A 19,845-nucleotide genomic window follows, 5' to 3' on the forward strand; every position below is an offset into this window, starting at 1 on the left:
TACTATATATGCAACTATTCCATGCAGAACAACATAACCTCCACATAAGTGTTAAGATCTGGCATCCTATTCACTTCATTCTTCTACGCTGTAACTAGAGTACTATCTTATTTCCTCCCAACTAACTGGCTAATTAATAAAAAGCTTTAACAATATCCTTACAACTATATCATCTTGATCTAACGGAACGGTGAATGAATGATCGCATAAATTGGTTACGCAACGTTATAACAACCTATCAACCCAGTAACGTATTAAATCGTCATCTTGTCAACTCAACAGCTTAAATAACGTGCTTTGTGAGAGCTATATGGATGAACCCTACCGATCTTCTTGACAGCCCCTACCCCCTTTGCTAAGATTGCAATAATATATTTTCAGGAAATTAAATTTCTGCTGTATTTATAAGGGATTATTTAGTTGTTTTACTAAAAAGGGAGGCATACACAAGGTGCGTGAAGATAAGTTTGGTAAAGAAGGATTAACATTTGATGATGTACTACTAGTACCTCGCAAGTCAGAGGTATTGCCAAAGGAAGTAGACGTGTCTACAAGATTGAGTAAACATGTGAAATTAAATATTCCATTGATTAGCGCGGGTATGGATACGGTAACGGAAGCTGCCTTAGCCATTGCTATTGCTAGAGAAGGTGGATTAGGTATCATCCACAAGAATATGTCAGTAGAACAGCAAGCAGTAGAAGTAGATCGTGTGAAACGCTCTGAGAGTGGTGTAATAACAAATCCATTCTCCTTATCTCCCGATCATTTAGTTGCTGATGCAGAAGCCGTGATGTCGAAATTCCGTATATCGGGCGTACCTATTGTGAATGAAGATAATAAATTAGTTGGGATTCTGACGAATCGCGATTTGCGATTTATACATGATTACAACATTAAGATTAGTACAGTGATGACCAAGGATGACTTGGTAACTGCTCCAGTTGGAACAACGCTTCAACAAGCAGAAGTTATTCTGCAACAACATAAGATTGAGAAACTACCATTAGTGGATGCTAATAATGTTCTCAAAGGACTAATTACAATTAAAGACATTGAAAAGGCTATTCAGTTCCCTAATGCTGCTAAAGACTCACAAGGTCGCCTATTAGTGGGTGCAGCGATTGGCATCTCCAAAGATACATTAGAACGTACAGCAGCTCTAGTTGAGGCTGGTGTGGACGTTATAACTGTAGACTCTGCGCATGGCCATCATATAAATATTATTGATGCCGTTCGTGATTTACGTAATCGGTATCCAGAACTCACCATTATTGCTGGTAATGTGGCAACAGGTGATGCAACACGTGATTTGATTGAAGCTGGTGCTTCTGTCGTTAAGGTAGGTATTGGCCCTGGTTCAATCTGTACAACTCGTGTTATTGCAGGTATTGGTGTTCCTCAGGTTACGGCAATTTATGATTGTGCGGTTGTTGCAGCTGAATATGGCATTCCAGTCATTGCAGATGGCGGAATTAAATATTCTGGGGAAATCGGAAAAGCTATTGCTGCAGGAGCACATGCAGTGATGTTAGGAAGTTTATTTGCGGGAACTGAGGAAAGCCCTGGTGAATCAGAGATTTATCAAGGCCGTAAGTATAAAGTGTATCGTGGAATGGGATCTATCAGTGCAATGAAACAAGGTAGTAAAGATAGATATTTCCAAGATGATGATAAGAAGCTTGTGCCTGAAGGTATCGAAGGACGTGTTGCATTTAAGGGACCTTTATCAGATACTATTCTACAACTCATTGGTGGGCTACGCTCAGGGATGGGGTATTGTGGAACGCAGACATTGGACGAACTTCGTAATGATACACAATTCATACGTATTACGGGCGCTGGGCTTCGTGAGAGTCACCCACACGATGTTCAAATCACCAAGGAAGCTCCAAATTATTCCGTATAATATCGAGTTTTCCTTCATCCATGTTATTCAACAGACAAAGACAGGGCGAAATTCGCTCTGTCTGTCTTTTTTTGATCAATATGCTGTGTTAGAATAGAGTTTGATAGTATTCTGATAGATAGAGAGGGGTTTATATTCATTGAAGGTCCAAAGAGTAAAGGCAAGTAAACGACAATGGGTCAAGAAAAGTGTAGCTTCGGTTATACTATTAAATATGTTATGTACATCATCATTGCCTTTAGTGGTGTTAGCTGAAGGAGAGACTACAGGATCAGGTATTGCTACAGAAGCGCCTGCAACAAATGTTGTATCCAAAGCAGCCTCTATTCCAAACGTAGAAAGTATTGGTCTAGATGTCAAATCGGCAGTGCTTATTGAGCCTACTACCGGTGAAATCTTGTTATCTGTGAATAGTGATCTAGCGCTACCACCGGCTAGTATGACGAAGATGATGACGGAATACATTGTAGCTGATCAAGTTAAGCAAGGTAAATTGAAGTGGGACGATATGGTTACGGTGGGTAGAAATGCTCATGAAACGATTGGTTCAAGAATATTCTTGGCAGAAGGAGACCAACATACAGTTGAAGATTTATACATAGCTATGGCGGTAGGGTCTGCCAATGATGCCACAGTATCTTTAGCTGAACGCGTGGCAGGATCAGAAGCGGCCTTTGTTCAGATGATGAATGAAACCGCAGAACGTATGGGAATGAAGACAGCTCACTTTATTAATTCTACAGGTCTAGACCGTGCCGATATGCCAAAGGATTTCAGACCCGCAGAGGATAGAGAAACGGTCGTGTCAGCAATGGATATAGCTATTCTTGCGAAGAACATTGTTCAAGATCATCCTGACTTTGCAAGATTCACTGCTATCCAATCTCATAAATTTCGTGAACGGGATAAGACTCCGATTGTTAACTATAACTGGATGTTAGAAGCTAACAAAAATATTACGAACTTTAAGGCGTATGCCTATCCAGGGCTAGACGGCTTGAAGACAGGACATACAGCGAGTGCAAAGTACTGTTTCGCAGGTACTGCAGAAAGAGATGGTATGCGTCTAATCAGTGTTGTTATGGGCGCTAAGTCAGAAAAGGCACGCTTCGTTGAGACGAAAAAGGTTCTTGACTACGGTTACAATAACTTTGAAGTCAAACAAGTGATTGCACCTAAGACAACCGTCGAAGGAACAGAGATGGTTCCGGTTAAGAAGGGCGTTAACAATAAGGTTGCAGTCGTAACAGATCTTGATGTGAAGTTTATTGTTGCAAAGGGAACCCAAGATCCAGTGGTGAAATCAGAAGTTACCCTCCTAGGTGAAGATCAACTGGTAGCTCCGTTAGCAAAGGGAACAAAGGTCGGAACGATTACCTATACGTACAAAATAGAAGGTATGACTGATGCCCAGCAACAGACGGTAAACCTAGTTACTGCAGAGGAAGTAGAGAAAGGCGGATGGTTCCGCTTATTCTTCAGAGGAATTAAACACTTATTCGTAGATTTGTTTGACGGAATTAGAAATCTTTTCTAATATCAGTATAGTACAATGTATTAATGTAGAGTAAATGGAGTTACTATTTAACCCATCAACGTACTGTTTAGGTATAATGTTGAGTTGGATTGAGAATATATATTTCAGGGGGCGTATACATGGAAACGGGAACATCGCGTGTTAAAAGAGGTATGGCAGAAATGCAAAAGGGTGGCGTCATTATGGACGTTATGAATGCCGAACAAGCAAAGATTGCAGAAGCAGCAGGCGCAACAGCTGTCATGGCTCTAGAACGTGTTCCTTCTGATATTCGTGCAGCTGGTGGAGTCGCTCGTATGGCTGATCCAACTATAGTGGAAGAGGTTATGAAGGTAGTATCTATACCCGTTATGGCAAAAGCTCGTATTGGTCACTTCGTAGAAGCTAAAATATTGGAGTCTCTAGGTGTAGATTATCTTGATGAGAGTGAAGTATTAACACCAGCCGATGAAGTATTTCATATTGATAAATGGGATTTCACAGTTCCTTTCGTCTGTGGAGCCAAAGATCTCGGCGAAGCATTACGTCGCATCGGTGAAGGCGCGTCTATGATTCGTACGAAGGGTGAGCCTGGAACAGGAAACATTGTTGAAGCTGTACGTCATATGCGCCATATTAATGGTCAGATTCGTAAAGTGCAGAATATGTCTAAGGATGAGTTGTATGCTGAAGCCAAAAACTTAGGTGTATCGCATGCGCTACTAGTCGAAGTTCAGCAATTAGGTAAATTGCCTGTCGTGAACTTTGCAGCAGGAGGCGTTGCAACGCCAGCGGATGCAGCCTTAATGATGCATTTAGGTGCAGATGGCGTATTCGTAGGATCAGGTATTTTCAAATCAGAGAATCCAGAGAAGTTTGCACGTGCTATTGTAGAAGCAACAACTCATTTCAAAGATTATAAGTTAATAGCTGAAGTATCCAAGAATTTAGGAGCCGCTATGAAGGGTATTGAAATATCATCTTTAAAGCCGTCAGAACGCATGCAGGATCGTGGCTGGTAAGAAAGAAGGATAAAGATATATGAAGGTAGGCGTATTAGCGTTACAAGGAGCTGTGACAGAACATATTCGTAGTGTCGAACTTGCAGGCGCTGTGGGCGTAGCTGTCAAAAGGATAGAACACCTCAACGAAATACAAGGACTTATTATTCCTGGTGGTGAGAGTACAACGATAGGTAAGCTTATGCGTAAATATGGATTCATTGATGCGATTCAGAGCTTTGCGGCAGCAGGTAAGCCTATATTTGGAACATGTGCAGGGCTGATTGTACTTGCAGCTCGAATTGAGGGACAAGATGAGGCGCATTTAGGGTTGATGGATATCACCGTCACCCGGAATGCCTTCGGCCGTCAACGCGAGAGCTTTGAGACGGATCTGGATATCAAGGGAATCGATGAGCGTGTCAGAGCTATCTTTATACGTGCACCACTTATTCGTGATGTAGGTCATCAAGTGGAAGTACTGGCCACTCATCATGATGAGATTGTAACTGCTAAACAGGGCAATATATTAGTGTCCTCATTTCACCCAGAATTGACGGATGACTATCGACTCCATCAGTTTTTTGTAAATATGGTTAAAGATAGTCAGACATTGTTAAATTAAAACAACAAAGTGGATGCTAGTAGCTCTTTCTATGATGAGGGTCTAGGTTCCTTTTCTTGAGGAGGGTATTTCAGTGTTAGATGTAAAAGTATTGCGTGGTGACTTTTCTAGAGTTGAAGAAGCACTTATAAGCCGTGGTAAATCAGTTGAATTGATTGCGGATTTCCCTCAACTTGATGGACGTCGTAGAGAATTGCTTCAAGAAAGCGAGAATCTAAAAAGCCGCAGAAACAACGTTTCTGGTGAGGTGGCCAAGCTTAAGAAGAATGGTGAAGACGCGCAAACATTAATTGAAGAAATGCGCGTTGTATCTGATCAGATCAAGTCGTTAGATGAGCAAGTCCGGGAGCTCGAGGTGAGTATTGCCGACCTTACGATGATCATTCCCAATATCCCTCATGGATCTGTGCCGCAGGGCACATCCGAACTGGACAATGTTGAAGTGCGCCGCAATGGTGAACCCAAGCAATTCAATTTCCAACCCAAAGCGCATTGGGATATTGCACAAAATTTAGGCATTCTTGACTTCGAAGCCGCTGCCAAAGTAACAGGCTCACGGTTTACCTTTTATAAGGGAATGGGTGCGCGTCTGGAACGTGCGCTTATTAACTTCATGATGGACCTCCACAGCAATGAACACGGGTACGAAGAAATGCTACCACCGTACATTGTCAATGGGGATAGCCTACGTGGAACAGGTCAACTTCCAAAGTTCGAAGAAGACCTCTTTAAGCTAAAGGATACAGAGTATTATATGATTCCAACAGCAGAAGTCCCTGTGACGAATTATTACCGTGATGAAATTATGAGCCTCGATGAGCTACCTGTACATGTCGTTGCGTATAGTTCTTGTTTCCGTTCGGAAGCAGGCTCAGCAGGTCGAGATACGCGCGGACTTATCCGCCAGCATCAATTCAATAAGGTGGAACTCGTTAAAGTGGTCCATCCTGATACTTCCTATGATGAGTTGGAGAAGATGACTGCAAATGCAGAGAAGGTTCTTCAGCTACTTCAATTACCTTATCGTGTACTTGCTCTATGCACAGGGGATATGGGCTTCTCAGCTTCTAAGACATACGACATCGAAGTATGGCTTCCTGAAAGTGGGATGTATCGTGAGATATCCTCTTGCTCGAATACGGAAGACTTCCAGGCACGTCGCGCAAATATTAGGTTTCGCCCAGAAGCGAAAGGTAAGCCAGAATTTGTTCATACATTGAATGGTTCGGCCCTAGCAGTAGGACGTACCTTTGCCGCTATTCTTGAGAATTATCAGCAAGAAGATGGCACTGTGTTGATCCCAGATGTGCTTCAACCATATATGGGAAACATAAAAAGTATTAATATTAAAAAATAAGCTTGCATCTTGATGTTCAGTTATGTTATGATAATTCTTGTCGTTAAGGATAAGTCATCCTCAACAAGTAACAACTGAATGTCTTTTGGAGAGGTACCGAAGCGGTCATAACGGGGCGGTCTTGAAAACCGTTAGGGGGCAACTCCACGTGGGTTCGAATCCCACCCTCTCCGCCATTATTTATAATAACTAACCATTCTCAGTAAGTGAGAATGGTTTTTTTGTATAAAAATCATGTTCAAATCACACCTTATAAGCAAGAGGAGGTGTTCTATATGAATCAAGATTTACAACTTAACCAAGACCAGCTAGTGGATGCTTGGCAGTCCCAACTGCCTTCCGTTCTCAATCCAACGGATCAGAGCAAGGTTATGGCTGATGCCAAAGATGAGAATAGTATTTGGATCAATATAGGTACAGCAGGTAGACAAGCTTACTCTCTGGACTTCCAATGCACGTACCAGGATAGTCGAGAGGTTGATGTCACCTTAGTTGATGTTGAGATGGATGGTCGTGCTGTAGATAGGTATACCGATGTTGTTCAGGAGCTAGCAGGGGATTATACACGTCATATTCATGAATGTGCTCAGTCACTACACAATATAATCAATCCCTCTTAGGGAATATTAAATACGAAGGGTGAGGGTAGCATGAGTAAGCCAAAAACAACACCTGTTCCAGAAGCACAGGAGAACCAAGGAGCGCGTCGACATAAAGATGATTCTCAAGCCAACCAAGAGCCTCTCTCAGGTTCTAAGAAGGTAAAGAACCGTAATCATGTAGACCATTTAAATAAACAAGGATAATGATTGTTTAAGCGTCTAATCGTAAGAAGGATTATCTCTATAGAAGAGACTGTACCCATGTTAGAAAACTTTTAACAAGGACAGTCTTTTTTTATAGCTATATATTGACTAGAAATAATAACAGACGTGTATACATAATGTTTTATAATTGGCGAAAAATGCTAGAGGGGTTCCGTCTTGGTTCAATTTAGTTTATGATTGAAAAGATGACAAATGTTATAGAAAACTGGGGGAGAGAACTAAATGAATAAGAAATTATCAATTATGTTACTTACGTTGCTCTTAACAATGAGTGTTGTTCTAACGAGCTGCGGCGGTAAAGAGGATCCAAAAGTAGCACTACAAAAGGCCACAGTAAATACGACAAAAATGACTTCATATGAAATGAAAAGCAAGTTTGTTATTGAAGATCTTACGTTTAATGCACCCGAACTAACGGCAGATCCCAACGTTGAAATGTTTATGACCATGCTGAAGGATGCTGAATTTACAGTGGATGGTTATTATCAAGCAGACCCAATGCAAACAGAACTAACGATGGGCTTAAATCTTAAAGGTGATATGTCCATGAGTTTTACAATTCCTATGGTAATGACCAAAGAAAAGATTTTTATTAAAATACCGAGTATCCCAATGCTTCCTTTACCAGAAAGTATTGTTAATAAGTATTTGGAAATTGATCTTAAAGAATTAAGTGAACAAAGCGGAGCAGAATTTAACCCAGCTGCACTAGATACTGAGAAGTCACAGAAATTAGTAAGTGACATTTCGGATGTGATTTTTAAGGAATATGATGAAGCTTCTTACTTCAAGGATATTGCTATTAAAGATGCTAAACTACCAGAAGGTGTAGAAGCGAAACAGTTGACACAATTCTACGTAACAAATGAGAATATTGAAGAAGCCATAAAGATTCTAGTTAAGAAGGTATTGCCAAATCTTATTAACACAATTGATACAGATGAATATCGCCAAATGTTACAATTGAAGGCTGAAGATATTAAAGAATTTAGAGATGAATTGGCTGCTATGGACCAAAAGGAATTTAATGAAGGTCTACAGTCCATGAAGGATCATCTGAAAATCAATACATTTACTTTGAATACAGCGATCAATAAGAAAGACTTCATTAGTTATCAAGATATGGTGATGGATATTGAGGTTAATGATCCAGATACGAAGCAAGATATTAAAATGGCTCTGAAAGGTTGGAACCAATACTTAAAGATTAATGAGAAGCAAACATTTAAGATTGGTGTACCGTCTGGAGAAGATGTTATTACAATGGAACAACTACAAAGTGAATTTGGTCTAGGTCTGTAATTACACAGAGATATGGCAATGGCAGGTCAACGGGAGATTCCGGTGGCCTGCCATTGTGCATTCTATACCCTCCATTAATATATGGATGATTAATCGTCCGCAAGCATAGCAAAGATGAGATGGTCTTGCCATTGATCATTTATCTTAATATATTGACGTGCCTTACCTTCATATCGAAATCCTGATTTCTCGAGTACACGACGTGATGAGATATTATGCGGTAGAATAGCAGCTTGAAGGCGATGTAGTTCCAAGGATTTGAATGCGTACTGCAGTATCAACTTTAAAGCAGCCGTCATATATCCTTTGTTATGTTCTTGCTGTTTGATGAAGTAACCAACATCAGCGAACTGAGCAACACCACGAGCGACATTGGATAGTGTAATTAGCCCGATAAGGTTTTCCTGCATTGTAAAGATACCAAACGCATATGCCTGATCGTTCTCTGCATCTTGGATACGGCGTAGAATGATTTGTTGCTGTTCATAGAGAGTATAGAAATCATCGTGTTGTTTAGGTTCAAATGCAGCATGTGTATAGCGTGTTCGTAATCGTAATTCTAATAAGCAAGTGCTATCACCAATGTGAAGTGAGCGCATATAGATTCCATGCTTCTGATCATAAAGTGTAGGGTTCAACAAAGGATCTCCTTTTCAAGTAATAAATGAATGAAAGAAGCTATTACTTCTGTCGTAACTTGCGGAAGAACTGAGTTAAGAGCAGCGCACACTCTTCTTGCAGAACATTTGGGATAACTTCTGCTCTATGGTTAAAGCGTGGCTCCTGTAAAAGGTCCATTAAAGTGCCTGCACAGCCGGCCTTAGGATCTGTTGTTCCATAAATGACTTGTTGTATACGTGATTGCACAATTGCTCCTGAGCACATAGGACAAGGTTCTAGAGTGACATATAGTCTGCAGTCTAGTAGGCGCCACGAATCTAGGTGTTTACTTGCGTCACGAATTGCAATCATTTCAGCGTGTGCAGTAGGATCGTTAGTCATTTCTCTTAGATTATAGCCTCGTCCAACGACGTCATTGCCATGGACAATAATTGCACCAATGGGAACCTCGCCAATATTCTCTGCTTCTTTGGCTAAAAGGATCGCTTGTTGCATCCAATATCGATGATCAGAAGGGTCGAAAGCTGAAGATGTTGATTCATTATGTGGGTAACTCACTATGGGATATCCTCCTAACATAAATACTAGCTTATTCAACGAACAAATATTCGGTTGTTAACATGTTGTGCACAAACATGTGTATAACTTATCACATGTACACAGAGTTATGCACATATTTAAATATAGTTCTGTGTATATGTGCATAACATCTCTGAAATATTAGAATATGATCATGTTTTTATAACCGTGTACAATAGACTACTTATTGATTGTAGAGAATGCATGTAATAATATCAATGTCTCTTTCATGTGACTGATTTAATAAGGAATTGTCAAAGATATTAGAAGATGTGTTATCCTTAATAATAACGAGTAGAATACTTACATATAGAGGTGGAAGACGATTATGCGAATTAATAAATTCATCAGCGAGACAGGCTTCTGCTCTCGCAGAGAAGCAGATAAGAGAGTAGAGAATGGTGAAGTGACGATCAATGGCATATTGGCTGTGTTAGGCAGTCAAGCGGAGCAAGGGGATGATGTACGTATAAATGGACAATCCCTAGCGGCTAAGAAGAAACATATCTATATAGCTCTTAATAAGCCACTAGGAATAACTTGTACAACAGAACAGCATATCCACGGTAATATCGTTGACTATGTAGGTCACGAAGAGAGGATATTTCCTATAGGAAGATTGGATAAGGATTCTGAGGGACTAATTCTTCTTACGAATGATGGAGATATCGTGAATAAAGTTCTACGTTCAGAAGGTAAACATGAAAAGGAATACTTAGTCCTCGTTGATCGACCAGTTACAGAATCTTTTGTAAGAGGCATGTCTTCGGGTGTGAAAATATTAGGAGAAATGACACGTCCTTGTGAAATAACGAAATTATCCGATAGACAATTTAGAATTATATTGACGGAAGGCAAGAATCGCCAAATTCGACGTATGTGTCAGGCTTTTGGTTACGAAGTTAAGGCATTACAACGTGTACGAATTATGAACATCCATCTTGGTGATCATAAAGTCGGGAGTTGGTGGGACTTGAACCTGGAAGATAAACAAGCGTTAGGGAAGATGTTGAATTATAAGTTAGAATAGAAGGATACATAGAAACGGCAGACGAAGGATTACCCTTGTCTGCCGTTTCTATGTAGATAATGGATCTTATGTTCAATACCAGCTTAATTCTTAGCATCTGTCACTTTCAGAGTCTGATTATTTTCTTGATACTTACGAATAAGTGATATTTCCACACGGCGGTTAGTTGCTCGATTTGCAGAAGTATCATTACTAACAATAGGATGATATTCACCATAACCTACGGGAGTGAACTTTTTAGGATCGAGTCTGCTATTTGTTAGCAATATCTTCATAAATTGTATAGCACGATCTGAACTTAGATCCCAGTTAGATGAATATTCACTGTTAGCAATAGGAATGGTATCCGTATGTCCTGCGACGATGATGTCATAATCAGGAAACTCCTGAATCATACCAGATATAGCATTAGCCAATTGTCTTGATTCAGGTTTAACTGTAGCTTTACCGGAAGCGAAAAGTGCTGTATCACTGATCGTAATCATTAACTGAGAGTTATTCAGCTTCGTATCCAGTTGGGTTGTGAGATTATTCTTTTGAATATATTGATCAATTTGTTGTTTTAATTTCTCTAGATCAATTTGCTCTTGTCGGATAAGTGAAGCTTGTTGGCTCTTAGTCACCTTCTGTGCATCTGCCTTTTCAGATGAGGATACATCGGAGGTAGCCTTATCCTTTGGAATGGCTGAGGTGTGTTCTAGTACACCAGATCCGCTAGTAAAGGCAGCACTGAAGGCTTCACTCATGGCTTCGAACTTTTCCGCATCTGCAGCACTCATTGAATATAAAACAATGAATAGAGCTAGGAGAAGAGTCATTAGATCAGAGTAAGGGAGAAGCCAGGACTCATCTGCATGTTCCTCTTCCTCATGACGTCTATTCTTTTTGCTCACCTAAACCATCCTCCCTAGCTTTCATTTTTGCACGTTCAGAAGGAGTTAAGAAAACAGATAGCTTTTGATTGATAGCAATTGTAGATACCCCTGATTGAATAGATAGGAGACCTTCGAGCATCATTAGTTTAAGCTCAATCTCAGCTTTGGATATACGTTTAAGCTTATTAGCCGTAGGGTGGAAGATAACATAACCCATGAATATACCGAGTAATGTTGCAATAAAGGCTGCACCGATGGCATGGGCAAGCTTAGCCATATCTTCCATATCTCCTAATGCAGCGATAAGACCTATAACTGCACCCAGAACACCTAGAGTAGGAGCGTACATACCGGCTTGAGAGAAGATAAGAGCCCCACCCTTATGTCGGTCTTCTGTCGCATTGATGTCTTCCATTAAAACATCACGCACGAAGTCCTGGTCATTCCCATCAATGATCATTCGCATGCCACCGCGTAAAAAGGTATCATCAATCTCTTCTACTTTGGATTCTAGAGCAAGTAATCCTTCACGTCTTGTGATAGATGCCCATTCCATAAATAAAGTGATCATTTCGTTCTTTTCCATTGACTTCTGTTTAAAGAAGACAATTTTAATCAACTTCGGAAACTTTTTAAGCTCTGACATCGGGAATCCCATAAATATGGTTGCAGCGGTACCTCCCAAAATAATTAAATATGCTGCAGGTACAACTAGCGCACCTAATGGAGCGCCTTTAAGAAGCATACCAACTATAACTGAAACTAGACCCAAAACTAACCCAATAACCGTTGAAATTTCCATTTTACACCTCATCCATGAGAAATAAATTTGAATCCTTTCATGCCGCCAAATGAAAATATAAATGATGGACTGTCGCACAAGAGAAGCATTATATTATTTATCGACATAAAGGGCTTTTTATTTAAGTGCTATTTTCCTGTATAATGATATGAACTATAAAAGTTGTCTTAAAAACGAATTGGAGGGGTATACAATGGGTGTTAAACATGGGCGTGATTATGAGGTTATTTTCCAGGAGTTGACAGAAGCTGTTGGTCGGATAACGGATAGTTATTTATTCTTTGAGATGGAAGAAGAGGAATGGATGATGCTACCCGATGAGGATAAGAATGAAGTAATGGAGGCCTTGGCGGAAGACTTATTCTATGGTTTGGGTAGTAATCCTTCTATAGCTGTTGGAAGTGGATTTGTGATTCATGATGCTGAGAACCACCGAATCAATATTCTTATTGGGGATACTGAGTTAGCTATGGTGTCACTAATCTAACTCAGTTGGGTGCATGAACTTACAATTGAAGGAATATAGTGATAAGAGATATAACTGTCATCTCCATTAGGATGTAACTGAGGTATTCTTAGTCGCAAATAGATCACTGGTAGGGAAAGGTGGCAACTTAAATAGTGACGTATACAAAAGAAGAATTGGACGTGCATTTGAGTAGGCTTAAAGGTTGGGAGTTAGTAGAGGAGCGTTTTATAGAACGCAAGTTCACCTTTTCAAGTTTTCTAAAAGGAATTTCCTTTGTAGGAGAAGTAGCAGCTATCTCTGAAGCCTTTAACCATCATCCTCTCATCACCATCGATTATCGGGTTGTAACGCTACGTCTCACATCATGGGATGAAGGGTATCTCACAGCGGTAGATATGAAAGAGGCAAAACAATACAACGACGTTTTTGAAAAAATGTGTTCGAATGAGAAGGATCATGATGTAAAGACTATGAAGAGTAAATAGTTAATGAAAGTTATAGGAATTGATACAGAAACGGGAACCCTTCTTCGTATGAAGGGTTCCCGTTTCTGTATTCTATATTACTTCTTTTGAGCAAGCCATTGAGCTACATTAGCTACTTCTTCCTCTGCTAGTGTATCTTTGAAACCAGGCATAATACCTTTACCTTTGTTAATAATGGAATAAATCGCTTCAGGTGACATCTTGGTACCAATATTTTGTAGACTAGGGCCTACAGATCCTTCTAGCTGATCGCCGTGACAAGAAATGCAACTAGCTTTAACAAGCGTTTCAGCTGCTGATGGATCCAATACAACTTCAGGCATAGTCGGTTTTGCTACTTTGTCTACGTCCCCTTGACCAGGCAATGTAAACATAAGCACAATCGCTAGAATACATGCAGTAAAAAAGAAACCACTCATAATATACTTTTGCATTTTATTCGTCCTTTCTTATGTAAGCTAATAATCTTATTATAACGGATAGGGAACAGACATCATAGCTATTGTGTCAAAAAAGAAACAAAAAATCCAGTGAATATTATATTCCTCCATAAAGATGTGCTAATTATCATAGAGATTACTGGTTGGTCTATAAACCATGCAATAAAAAGGCTGCATGCCAGTGGGTGTAACTCGCTCATAGGTATCCGTAATTTCAAATCCTGACTGTAGATACACTTTAATGGCACGGTTGTTCCAAGTAAGTACCTCTAAGTCAATTTCATCATTAGGGCACCGTCGTATGGCTTCTTGAACGATAGAGTGTACAACGGATTTCCCTAAACCCAGACCACATAAATCAGGACGTAGACAAATACCCAATCGGATAACACCCTCTAATCTAAAAAATTGAGCAAATCCGTAGAGTTCGCCATGTTCATTCGTAATTGAAGCATATTGTGTTTCACGAATAGTGGGGTCACCGAACTCAATCCCTAACGCCTCCATCTGCTCCCAAGGCATCCAACCATAGATATCATAAGGGGAAGGGTGGATCCAACTGCATATGGCGCGGGCATGATCAATCTCCATAGTTGTAACCTTTAATTGGGGTAGAATCATCATTCGTTTCCTTTCTGTATAGAATATATGCTATTCATCTATCAAATCATGAAAAAACCTACAGGGAGATTGAAAAGAAATCCCCACTGTAGGTTTAATAAAGTGAATAATTGTTTAATTATTAAGAGAAACAGATGCATGAGTATCATCGCTCATAATTCTTTTAGCACCGACGTAACCTTTTGTGTAATAGGCTTGGCTAAGTGAGTTAATAATAACACCTTTAGATGAAGATGCGTGTGCAAACTTGTCATCACCTACGTAAATTCCTACATGTGATACCGTGCCTCTTCCGTTAAGGCTAAAGAAGACAAGATCACCTTCTCTTAGATCACTACGCGAGACAGATGTCCCTGTTGCAAATTGAGAACTCGACTGACGAGGCAAGTCAATGCCAAGCTTATCAAAAATATACATAGTAAATCCTGAACAATCGAAGCCACTAGTGCTTACGCCAGCACTTTTGTACGCTGTACCAATCGTAGGCTTAATCGTTGCATCTAGCTTTGAATCTGCAAAAGCGCTTCCAGTTCCAACGGAGAGTAATAAAGTCATTCCTAGCGCAACTGATAATAATTTCTTCTTCAAAAAAATAACTCCTTCCGGTGCCTGCGAGGTTAGCTTAAGGATTCGGTTGAAGGTTCCCTATGATCCCTCTGTTGCAAGATCAATTCACCCAAGACGGTTCCCCCACTTCCCAGTATGTCGGGAATTCGGCTTTGTAGTTAACATATATGTTACAAATATGATTACAAAATTGTTACTATGTAGTTACTGGACTTATTGTAGCAAAGGATTGTAAATTTGGCAATTGATTCTTTCATATTTAGGGTGAATAATCTCATTTTCTTACGAAAAAGACTTAAAAAAGAGATACAGTCTCCTTTTTAAGTCCTATGATGGCATTTCTTATATTTAATTGTAAGCCGTGGCTTGATATTTAGCCGTGCTCATGACGCGCTTAGCACCCACATACCGCTTAGCGTAATAACTTTGATTGAGGGGACTGATCATAACTCCACGTGAACTAGAGGAGTGTGCGAACTTTCCATTACCCACGAATACTCCAACATGAGATACTCCCTTTCCAGAAGTATTAAAGAATACTAGATCTCCAGGTCTCATCTCATTGCGTGATACGGCCGTACCAGTCTTGAACTGTGCTGAGGATTGACGAGGTAATGTGACACCTAATTTCAGGAATACATAGCGAGTAAATCCAGAGCAATCAAATCCGTTGGTCGTTGTTCCACCGGTCTTATAACTTACACCTATCGTACGATCAATTACGGAGTCCATCGTTGAATCTGCAAATGCGCTACCTGTTCCAATGGTTAAAGCAAGAGCCAAGCTCAATACCCCTGTTGTTAACTTCTTGTTCAATTACGTTGTCCCCTTCCAATGCCTGCGAGGTTAGCTTAAGGATTCGGTTGAAGGTTCCCTATGATCTCCTGATTGGAGATCAATTCACCCATGAAATTGGATCCCCCGCCCCCTGGTGCTAAGGGATTCGGCTGATGATGCACCAATAAGTGACAATGTTTAGATAACTGAAAGTAATAATGCGTTCTAAAGGTTACAAAGTTGTTACTAGTGATATCTTAACAGAGCATCTACAGTTTAGCAAATGTATTTGTGTCTAAACGCCAATAAGCCTTCCGCTCTTTCGGAAGAAAGAGCGGAAGGCTTCCCATAACAATAGGATGGTAGCAAATATAATTGGATTCATTTATTTCATGTGAATTTTGGAGTACCATACATCAAATTGCGAAGAGATATGCCAAAATTTAAATAGTGATGATATGAGTGGGTATGACTGTTGAAGTATCAAAGTAATCAGTCCCGACCATATAAGTGAAAGACCTGTGAATAAACAGAAGAACACTAAACTGACTGCACCCAAAGTGAGAGAGATCCCTATCACGGGAAGAACATTACGCAAACAAATCTTAGTAGAGGAGAAGATATCTGCAGAACCCGTGATTCCAAATTGCATGAACAGCATGATTTGATGAATGACATATCGGTAAATGGCCCATCCCAATACATAGGGTATAATTTGAAATAGAATAGTCGGTGTCATGAATCCGCTTAGGATAGTCGTGTATAACTTAGGAATTAACCAGTATGCAGGAATTAGAACCAGAATACTTTCGATCCAGTAGAATAACATGATGGGTTTAGCATACAATCTCATACCCTGAAAGAAGTGAAGACCGCTCTCACCTTTACGTTCTTGATGCAGTCCATAGAATATGCCCGAATGAATGAAAGGGGTGAGAACCATCCGGAATAGTAACATACCTAGCAGAATCCACATATAGTTATGAACGGTTTGACTGTGCGTGAGATTTAATTGCCCCTCAACATAGAATAGAATCTGACTCAACTCCGTGGGAGGTGGATCTGGGTAGCGCTGAAGTAAAGGAACTACGACTGAATTCACTAAACGGTACAAAAAGTAACTGAATAGTAGTTGATATAGAAATAGAATAATCACAACATAGAATTGACTCTTTAAGCTTATCCAGCCATTAACAATATTTGTCCTCACTATGGTTCACCTCACCAAGACAGACTTCCAAGCCATACCTCAAGAAGCTTGGTAATACTGATATTAAAGCGGGATACCTTGTCAGTATCAATGTCCGCCTTTAAATAGTTGTTCATATATTTATTCTCCAATACAAGTGTATAATCTGGATCAATCTGAGCCCAAGACAGGGGAGACTTATAGTTTAGCTTGTATTGGATGGTGTCATCTTTTCCATTCCATGTCTTGTGTACGGTGTGACCATCGGCAAACGTGAACTGTATCGGAATATTGGCATATTGACCACCAATCCTACGCAAGCTAACGTTAGATTCATATTGCTTCTGCGAGGTATGGCTTAACTCCTGAACTGTAACGCTATCAATAGCAAAGTCTGTCATTTGTTTACCATAGACATATTGATCGAAGAAAGATTGCCATGATTTATGCGTAACTTGCTCTACAACCTTTTGGAAATCATGGGTTGAAGGATGGGAGAAGCGATACTTCTTGGCGTAGGTCATCATAATGCTATTCATCTTGTGCTGACCAACTTGGCGCTCAATACTCTTTAACACAAGTTTTCCGCGATAATAGACATTCTGAGCATAGTTATTCTGCGATCCATATTTCCAAGCTTCTTGTGTCATGGATGCAGGTGAAGAGATCATGGTAGCTTGGATGGGGAGATTAGGAACGATTCCGAATTCCTGTTCCATAAGTCGATCTTCTGCGTATGAGGTGAATCCTTCGTCCAACCAAGCTTCTTCGAATTCATTACTTGCAATCATGCCATAGAAATATTGATGTCCGATTTCATGAATAACTGTTCGCTCTAGCTCATAACCGGGTGAATCATCTTTCGCACCGAAGGCTGTAATGAGGGTCGGATACTCCATACCGCCTGCACCATTTCCCAATGTGGGTGGAACAACGATGGATAAGGTGGAATACGGATAAGGACCATACCACTTGCTGAAGTGCTTCAAGGCGGACTCTGCAGCATAGAAATAGCGATCCTTCATATCTTTATGGGCAGGGTCCAGATATAGCTTGATTCGAACACCAGGTACTTCAGGAGAAGAGAAGGGCTTCTCGGCTACAATGAAGTCAGGAGAGGCGGACCAAGCGAAGTCGTGTACATCATCCGCGTAGAACTGGTACACCTTCTCACCTTTTGCAATCTGAGCAGTTTTGATCGGAAAGCCCGTAGAAGCAACAATGTAGTTCTCTGGAACACGGATACGCACATTGTAGATCCCGAAATCAGCATAGAATTCAGAGTTGCCATGATATTGATGAAGATTCCATCCCTCTGATGTTCTACTTCTCAATCCGGTAGGCTCGTAGACGCTGATCTTGGGGAACCACTGACCCGCCATGACGAAATTGTCTGCAACACCCATACGAGCAAATATATGTGGAAGCTTCACTTCAAATTTCATGTTCAGTGTAATACTTTCCCCACCCTTTACGGGTCGTGGAAGGCGGACTTTGATCAAGCTCTTATCCTTCATATTCCCATCATCTGGTTGAACGTACTGGATGCGATGCATAAGAGATATCCCATCTGCTGTCTTTAATTCGGTAAGCGTCATGGAGCCGAAGCCATTGGCGGGCATCGTATCATTACGAAGTTTCCCACCAGATTCCTTCATAAATGTCGTATCCATAGACGAGAATGCATTAGGATAGAGATGAAAGTATAGCTCCGTGATGGTATTCTTACCTGGATGTGTCCAGGTTAGGTTCTGTGATCCTTGTAGTAGATTGGTATTTGGATCAAGTGAGACATCGATGTGGTACTCTACAATTCGGTCACTTAGTACCTCAGCTGTAGGTTTCTGTACACTTTCCTTTACAGGCTCTGAAGCGGTCTTATCTGTGGGCTTGGACTGAATTGGCGCAAATACGCTTAAGGATTCAGGTGTGTCCTTCATACCCATCCACCACCAGCTTCCACTGAGGAGAAATAAGGTGATCATCATAATAACTATCTTTTTGGAACGAGTTGGGGTCATACTTGAATACCTCCCGTTGACAAGCATCTACAGCATGTATATGTTTGCAATTGGACAAATATTAGTTAAAATAATAGCAATCGCCGTAATAAATAACTGGAGACAGGAAAACGGGATTACATTTTCTGTGTCATGGTAGGGGGATAATGAATTCATGGATAAGATAGAGCCAAGTGGCAAGAAGCAAATTGCCCTGAATATTGTGAGTAGTAAGAGTAAGCACACTGGATTTGGAGCGGGTTCGATCGATCTGAATAGTGTATCGCCAGTTATTCTTGATCAAGGTGAAGCTAAAGTGGATATGGGCGCTATTCACGCTAAGAGTAAAGTGGAGAAGGGGATTAAGTTCTCTGCGAATCGTGAGGATGTACCCAATGGGCGTCTAGTATGGGTGGTATGGATTGCGGTAGATCGTACACCAGAAGGGCAACTATACGGAGGTGCTACGGCATGTGAGATGTGGATTGATACAGAAGCTCGCCGAGGATATAAGATTCTAGCTGATCACGTCAATAAGCTGGATGCAGCCTTGAAGCGCAAGATCATATTGGATGGATTGACGGATGAGGATAAAACGGCTCTCAAGAATTTACTAGTGACCCGTAATGAGGAATGGTGGCAAGCATCCTCTGAGGAATTGAAGAAGGCATTAGAAGTGTAATGGCAATATAGCGGGATAGATCCTTATACAGCTATGAAAGACTCGGGAGAACGTTCTCGAGTCTTTTTTGACATATTAGATAGTATAAGATTTTTGGGGAACCTGTGAGGTCATCCCATCTAATGTTGTAAAATTTTCTATGAAGACACCGCGTGCAAGAGCATCATGAAG

General features: G+C 40.5%; 22 protein-coding genes, 1 tRNA gene and 2 riboswitches. Of the genes, 13 read left to right on the forward strand and 10 right to left on the reverse strand.

Annotated features, from left to right (window positions below; genetic code table 11):
- The first annotated feature begins 451 nt into the window (after window positions 1-451).
- The 9 genes from guaB to ACH8E3_RS15455 all read left to right on the forward strand — a co-directional run bounded on the left by guaB (window position 452) and on the right by ACH8E3_RS15455 (window position 8,537).
- Entirely contained in the window at window positions 452-1,909 is a 1,458-nt protein-coding gene (guaB, locus tag ACH8E3_RS15415) for an IMP dehydrogenase (RefSeq protein WP_458633530.1), read from the forward strand.
- 139 nt (window positions 1,910-2,048) lie between these two features.
- Window positions 2,049-3,446: a D-alanyl-D-alanine carboxypeptidase family protein gene (locus tag ACH8E3_RS15420; RefSeq protein WP_458633531.1), complete on the forward strand. Its 1,398-nt coding sequence runs from the start codon at window positions 2,049-2,051 to the stop codon at window positions 3,444-3,446.
- Window positions 3,447-3,565: 119 nt separating this feature from the next.
- Window positions 3,566-4,447: a pyridoxal 5'-phosphate synthase lyase subunit PdxS gene (gene pdxS, locus ACH8E3_RS15425; protein WP_458633532.1), complete on the forward strand. Its 882-nt coding sequence runs from the start codon at window positions 3,566-3,568 to the stop codon at window positions 4,445-4,447.
- Window positions 4,448-4,466: 19 nt separating this feature from the next.
- Entirely contained in the window at window positions 4,467-5,051 is a 585-nt protein-coding gene (gene pdxT / locus ACH8E3_RS15430) for a pyridoxal 5'-phosphate synthase glutaminase subunit PdxT (protein WP_458633533.1), read from the forward strand.
- A gap of 73 nt (window positions 5,052-5,124) precedes the next feature.
- On the forward strand, window positions 5,125-6,408 hold the full coding sequence (gene serS / locus ACH8E3_RS15435; protein WP_458633534.1) for a serine--tRNA ligase: 1,284 nt from the start codon (window positions 5,125-5,127) through the stop codon (window positions 6,406-6,408).
- Between the two features lie 87 nt (window positions 6,409-6,495).
- Window positions 6,496-6,584: transfer RNA gene (locus ACH8E3_RS15440), tRNA-Ser, on the forward strand.
- Window positions 6,585-6,683: 99 nt separating this feature from the next.
- Complete coding sequence (locus ACH8E3_RS15445) at window positions 6,684-7,028, forward strand: hypothetical protein (protein ID WP_458633535.1); 345 nt, start codon at window positions 6,684-6,686, stop codon at window positions 7,026-7,028.
- A 30-nt stretch (window positions 7,029-7,058) separates the two neighbouring features.
- Window positions 7,059-7,214, forward strand: coding sequence for a small acid-soluble spore protein P (locus ACH8E3_RS15450; protein ID WP_458633536.1), 156 nt, complete (start codon window positions 7,059-7,061; stop codon window positions 7,212-7,214).
- 243 nt (window positions 7,215-7,457) lie between these two features.
- Entirely contained in the window at window positions 7,458-8,537 is a 1,080-nt protein-coding gene (locus ACH8E3_RS15455) for a hypothetical protein (protein ID WP_458633537.1), read from the forward strand.
- 89 nt (window positions 8,538-8,626) lie between these two features.
- On the opposite strand, the gene ACH8E3_RS15460 is transcribed toward ACH8E3_RS15455, so the two are convergent.
- Both ACH8E3_RS15460 and tadA read right to left on the reverse strand, forming a co-directional pair.
- Window positions 8,627-9,175 carry a GNAT family N-acetyltransferase gene (locus ACH8E3_RS15460; RefSeq protein WP_458633538.1) on the reverse strand — a complete coding sequence of 183 codons (549 nt, stop codon included), beginning with the start codon at window positions 9,173-9,175 and terminating at the stop codon, window positions 8,627-8,629.
- A 43-nt stretch (window positions 9,176-9,218) separates the two neighbouring features.
- On the reverse strand, window positions 9,219-9,716 hold the full coding sequence (tadA, locus tag ACH8E3_RS15465) for a tRNA adenosine(34) deaminase TadA (protein WP_458633539.1): 498 nt from the start codon (window positions 9,714-9,716) through the stop codon (window positions 9,219-9,221).
- Window positions 9,717-10,065: 349 nt separating this feature from the next.
- Here tadA and ACH8E3_RS15470 point away from each other — a divergent pair, with 349 nt between their 5' ends.
- On the forward strand, window positions 10,066-10,767 hold the full coding sequence (locus tag ACH8E3_RS15470; protein WP_458633540.1) for a pseudouridine synthase: 702 nt from the start codon (window positions 10,066-10,068) through the stop codon (window positions 10,765-10,767).
- 83 nt (window positions 10,768-10,850) lie between these two features.
- Here the strand turns inward: ACH8E3_RS15470 and ACH8E3_RS15475 are convergent, their stop codons facing one another.
- Both ACH8E3_RS15475 and motA read right to left on the reverse strand, forming a co-directional pair.
- The gene (locus ACH8E3_RS15475; RefSeq protein WP_458633541.1) at window positions 10,851-11,660 is read right to left on the reverse strand and encodes a flagellar motor protein MotB; all 810 of its coding nucleotides are present in this window, start codon (window positions 11,658-11,660) and stop codon (window positions 10,851-10,853) included.
- Window positions 11,644-12,444 carry a flagellar motor stator protein MotA gene (gene motA, locus ACH8E3_RS15480; RefSeq protein ID WP_458633542.1) on the reverse strand — a complete coding sequence of 267 codons (801 nt, stop codon included), beginning with the start codon at window positions 12,442-12,444 and terminating at the stop codon, window positions 11,644-11,646. Before motA ends, ACH8E3_RS15475 begins: the two co-directional genes overlap by 17 nt.
- Window positions 12,445-12,637: 193 nt before the next feature.
- On the opposite strand from motA, the gene ACH8E3_RS15485 reads away from it, so the two are divergent.
- Both ACH8E3_RS15485 and ACH8E3_RS15490 read left to right on the forward strand, forming a co-directional pair.
- Window positions 12,638-12,931, forward strand: coding sequence for a hypothetical protein (locus ACH8E3_RS15485; protein WP_458633543.1), 294 nt, complete (start codon window positions 12,638-12,640; stop codon window positions 12,929-12,931).
- A gap of 134 nt (window positions 12,932-13,065) precedes the next feature.
- Window positions 13,066-13,398, forward strand: coding sequence for a 4a-hydroxytetrahydrobiopterin dehydratase (locus tag ACH8E3_RS15490; RefSeq protein ID WP_458633544.1), 333 nt, complete (start codon window positions 13,066-13,068; stop codon window positions 13,396-13,398).
- A 77-nt stretch (window positions 13,399-13,475) separates the two neighbouring features.
- Here the strand turns inward: ACH8E3_RS15490 and ACH8E3_RS15495 are convergent, their stop codons facing one another.
- The 6 genes from ACH8E3_RS15495 to ACH8E3_RS15520 all read right to left on the reverse strand — a co-directional run bounded on the left by ACH8E3_RS15495 (window position 13,476) and on the right by ACH8E3_RS15520 (window position 19,013).
- The gene (locus ACH8E3_RS15495) at window positions 13,476-13,832 is read right to left on the reverse strand and encodes a c-type cytochrome (RefSeq protein ID WP_458633545.1); all 357 of its coding nucleotides are present in this window, start codon (window positions 13,830-13,832) and stop codon (window positions 13,476-13,478) included.
- A 126-nt stretch (window positions 13,833-13,958) separates the two neighbouring features.
- Window positions 13,959-14,462: a GNAT family N-acetyltransferase gene (locus tag ACH8E3_RS15500; RefSeq protein ID WP_458633546.1), complete on the reverse strand. Its 504-nt coding sequence runs from the start codon at window positions 14,460-14,462 to the stop codon at window positions 13,959-13,961.
- Between the two features lie 111 nt (window positions 14,463-14,573).
- The gene (locus ACH8E3_RS15505; protein WP_458633547.1) at window positions 14,574-15,047 is read right to left on the reverse strand and encodes a C40 family peptidase; all 474 of its coding nucleotides are present in this window, start codon (window positions 15,045-15,047) and stop codon (window positions 14,574-14,576) included.
- Between the two features lie 3 nt (window positions 15,048-15,050).
- A riboswitch (cyclic di-AMP (ydaO/yuaA leader) is annotated at window positions 15,051-15,188 on the reverse strand.
- Window positions 15,189-15,374: 186 nt separating this feature from the next.
- Window positions 15,375-15,842 carry a C40 family peptidase gene (locus tag ACH8E3_RS15510; RefSeq protein ID WP_458633548.1) on the reverse strand — a complete coding sequence of 156 codons (468 nt, stop codon included), beginning with the start codon at window positions 15,840-15,842 and terminating at the stop codon, window positions 15,375-15,377.
- 4 nt (window positions 15,843-15,846) lie between these two features.
- Window positions 15,847-15,985: riboswitch (cyclic di-AMP (ydaO/yuaA leader) on the reverse strand.
- A gap of 203 nt (window positions 15,986-16,188) precedes the next feature.
- Entirely contained in the window at window positions 16,189-17,013 is an 825-nt protein-coding gene (locus ACH8E3_RS15515; protein ID WP_458633549.1) for a hypothetical protein, read from the reverse strand.
- Window positions 17,014-17,024: 11 nt separating this feature from the next.
- A complete protein-coding gene (locus ACH8E3_RS15520) occupies window positions 17,025-19,013 on the reverse strand; it encodes a M1 family metallopeptidase (protein ID WP_458633550.1) in 1,989 nt (662 codons plus the stop codon).
- Between the two features lie 154 nt (window positions 19,014-19,167).
- Between ACH8E3_RS15520 and ACH8E3_RS15525 the strand changes: the two genes are divergently transcribed.
- Window positions 19,168-19,674: a YwhD family protein gene (locus ACH8E3_RS15525; protein ID WP_458633551.1), complete on the forward strand. Its 507-nt coding sequence runs from the start codon at window positions 19,168-19,170 to the stop codon at window positions 19,672-19,674.
- The last annotated feature ends 171 nt before the right edge of the window (window positions 19,675-19,845 follow it).

Source organism: Paenibacillus sp. CMAA1364, assembly GCF_054373195.1.

What these genes read in the sequence shown, in the direction of transcription:
- pdxT (WP_458633533.1), top strand. Translation starts at nt 4,467, where the DNA reads ATGAAGGTAGGCGTATTAGCGTTACAAGGAGCTGTGACAGAACATATT.
- ACH8E3_RS15455 (WP_458633537.1), top strand. Translation starts at nt 7,458, where the DNA reads ATGAATAAGAAATTATCAATTATGTTACTTACGTTGCTCTTAACAATG.
- ACH8E3_RS15500 (WP_458633546.1), bottom strand. Translation starts at nt 14,462, where the DNA reads ATGATGATTCTACCCCAATTAAAGGTTACAACTATGGAGATTGATCAT.
- ACH8E3_RS15445 (WP_458633535.1), top strand. Translation starts at nt 6,684, where the DNA reads ATGAATCAAGATTTACAACTTAACCAAGACCAGCTAGTGGATGCTTGG.
- pdxS (WP_458633532.1), top strand. Translation starts at nt 3,566, where the DNA reads ATGGAAACGGGAACATCGCGTGTTAAAAGAGGTATGGCAGAAATGCAA.
- ACH8E3_RS15495 (WP_458633545.1), bottom strand. Translation starts at nt 13,832, where the DNA reads ATGCAAAAGTATATTATGAGTGGTTTCTTTTTTACTGCATGTATTCTA.
- motA (WP_458633542.1), bottom strand. Translation starts at nt 12,444, where the DNA reads ATGGAAATTTCAACGGTTATTGGGTTAGTTTTGGGTCTAGTTTCAGTT.
- ACH8E3_RS15450 (WP_458633536.1), top strand. Translation starts at nt 7,059, where the DNA reads ATGAGTAAGCCAAAAACAACACCTGTTCCAGAAGCACAGGAGAACCAA.
- ACH8E3_RS15525 (WP_458633551.1), top strand. Translation starts at nt 19,168, where the DNA reads ATGGATAAGATAGAGCCAAGTGGCAAGAAGCAAATTGCCCTGAATATT.
- ACH8E3_RS15470 (WP_458633540.1), top strand. Translation starts at nt 10,066, where the DNA reads ATGCGAATTAATAAATTCATCAGCGAGACAGGCTTCTGCTCTCGCAGA.
- ACH8E3_RS15520 (WP_458633550.1), bottom strand. Translation starts at nt 19,013, where the DNA reads ATGACCCCAACTCGTTCCAAAAAGATAGTTATTATGATGATCACCTTA.
- ACH8E3_RS15485 (WP_458633543.1), top strand. Translation starts at nt 12,638, where the DNA reads ATGGGTGTTAAACATGGGCGTGATTATGAGGTTATTTTCCAGGAGTTG.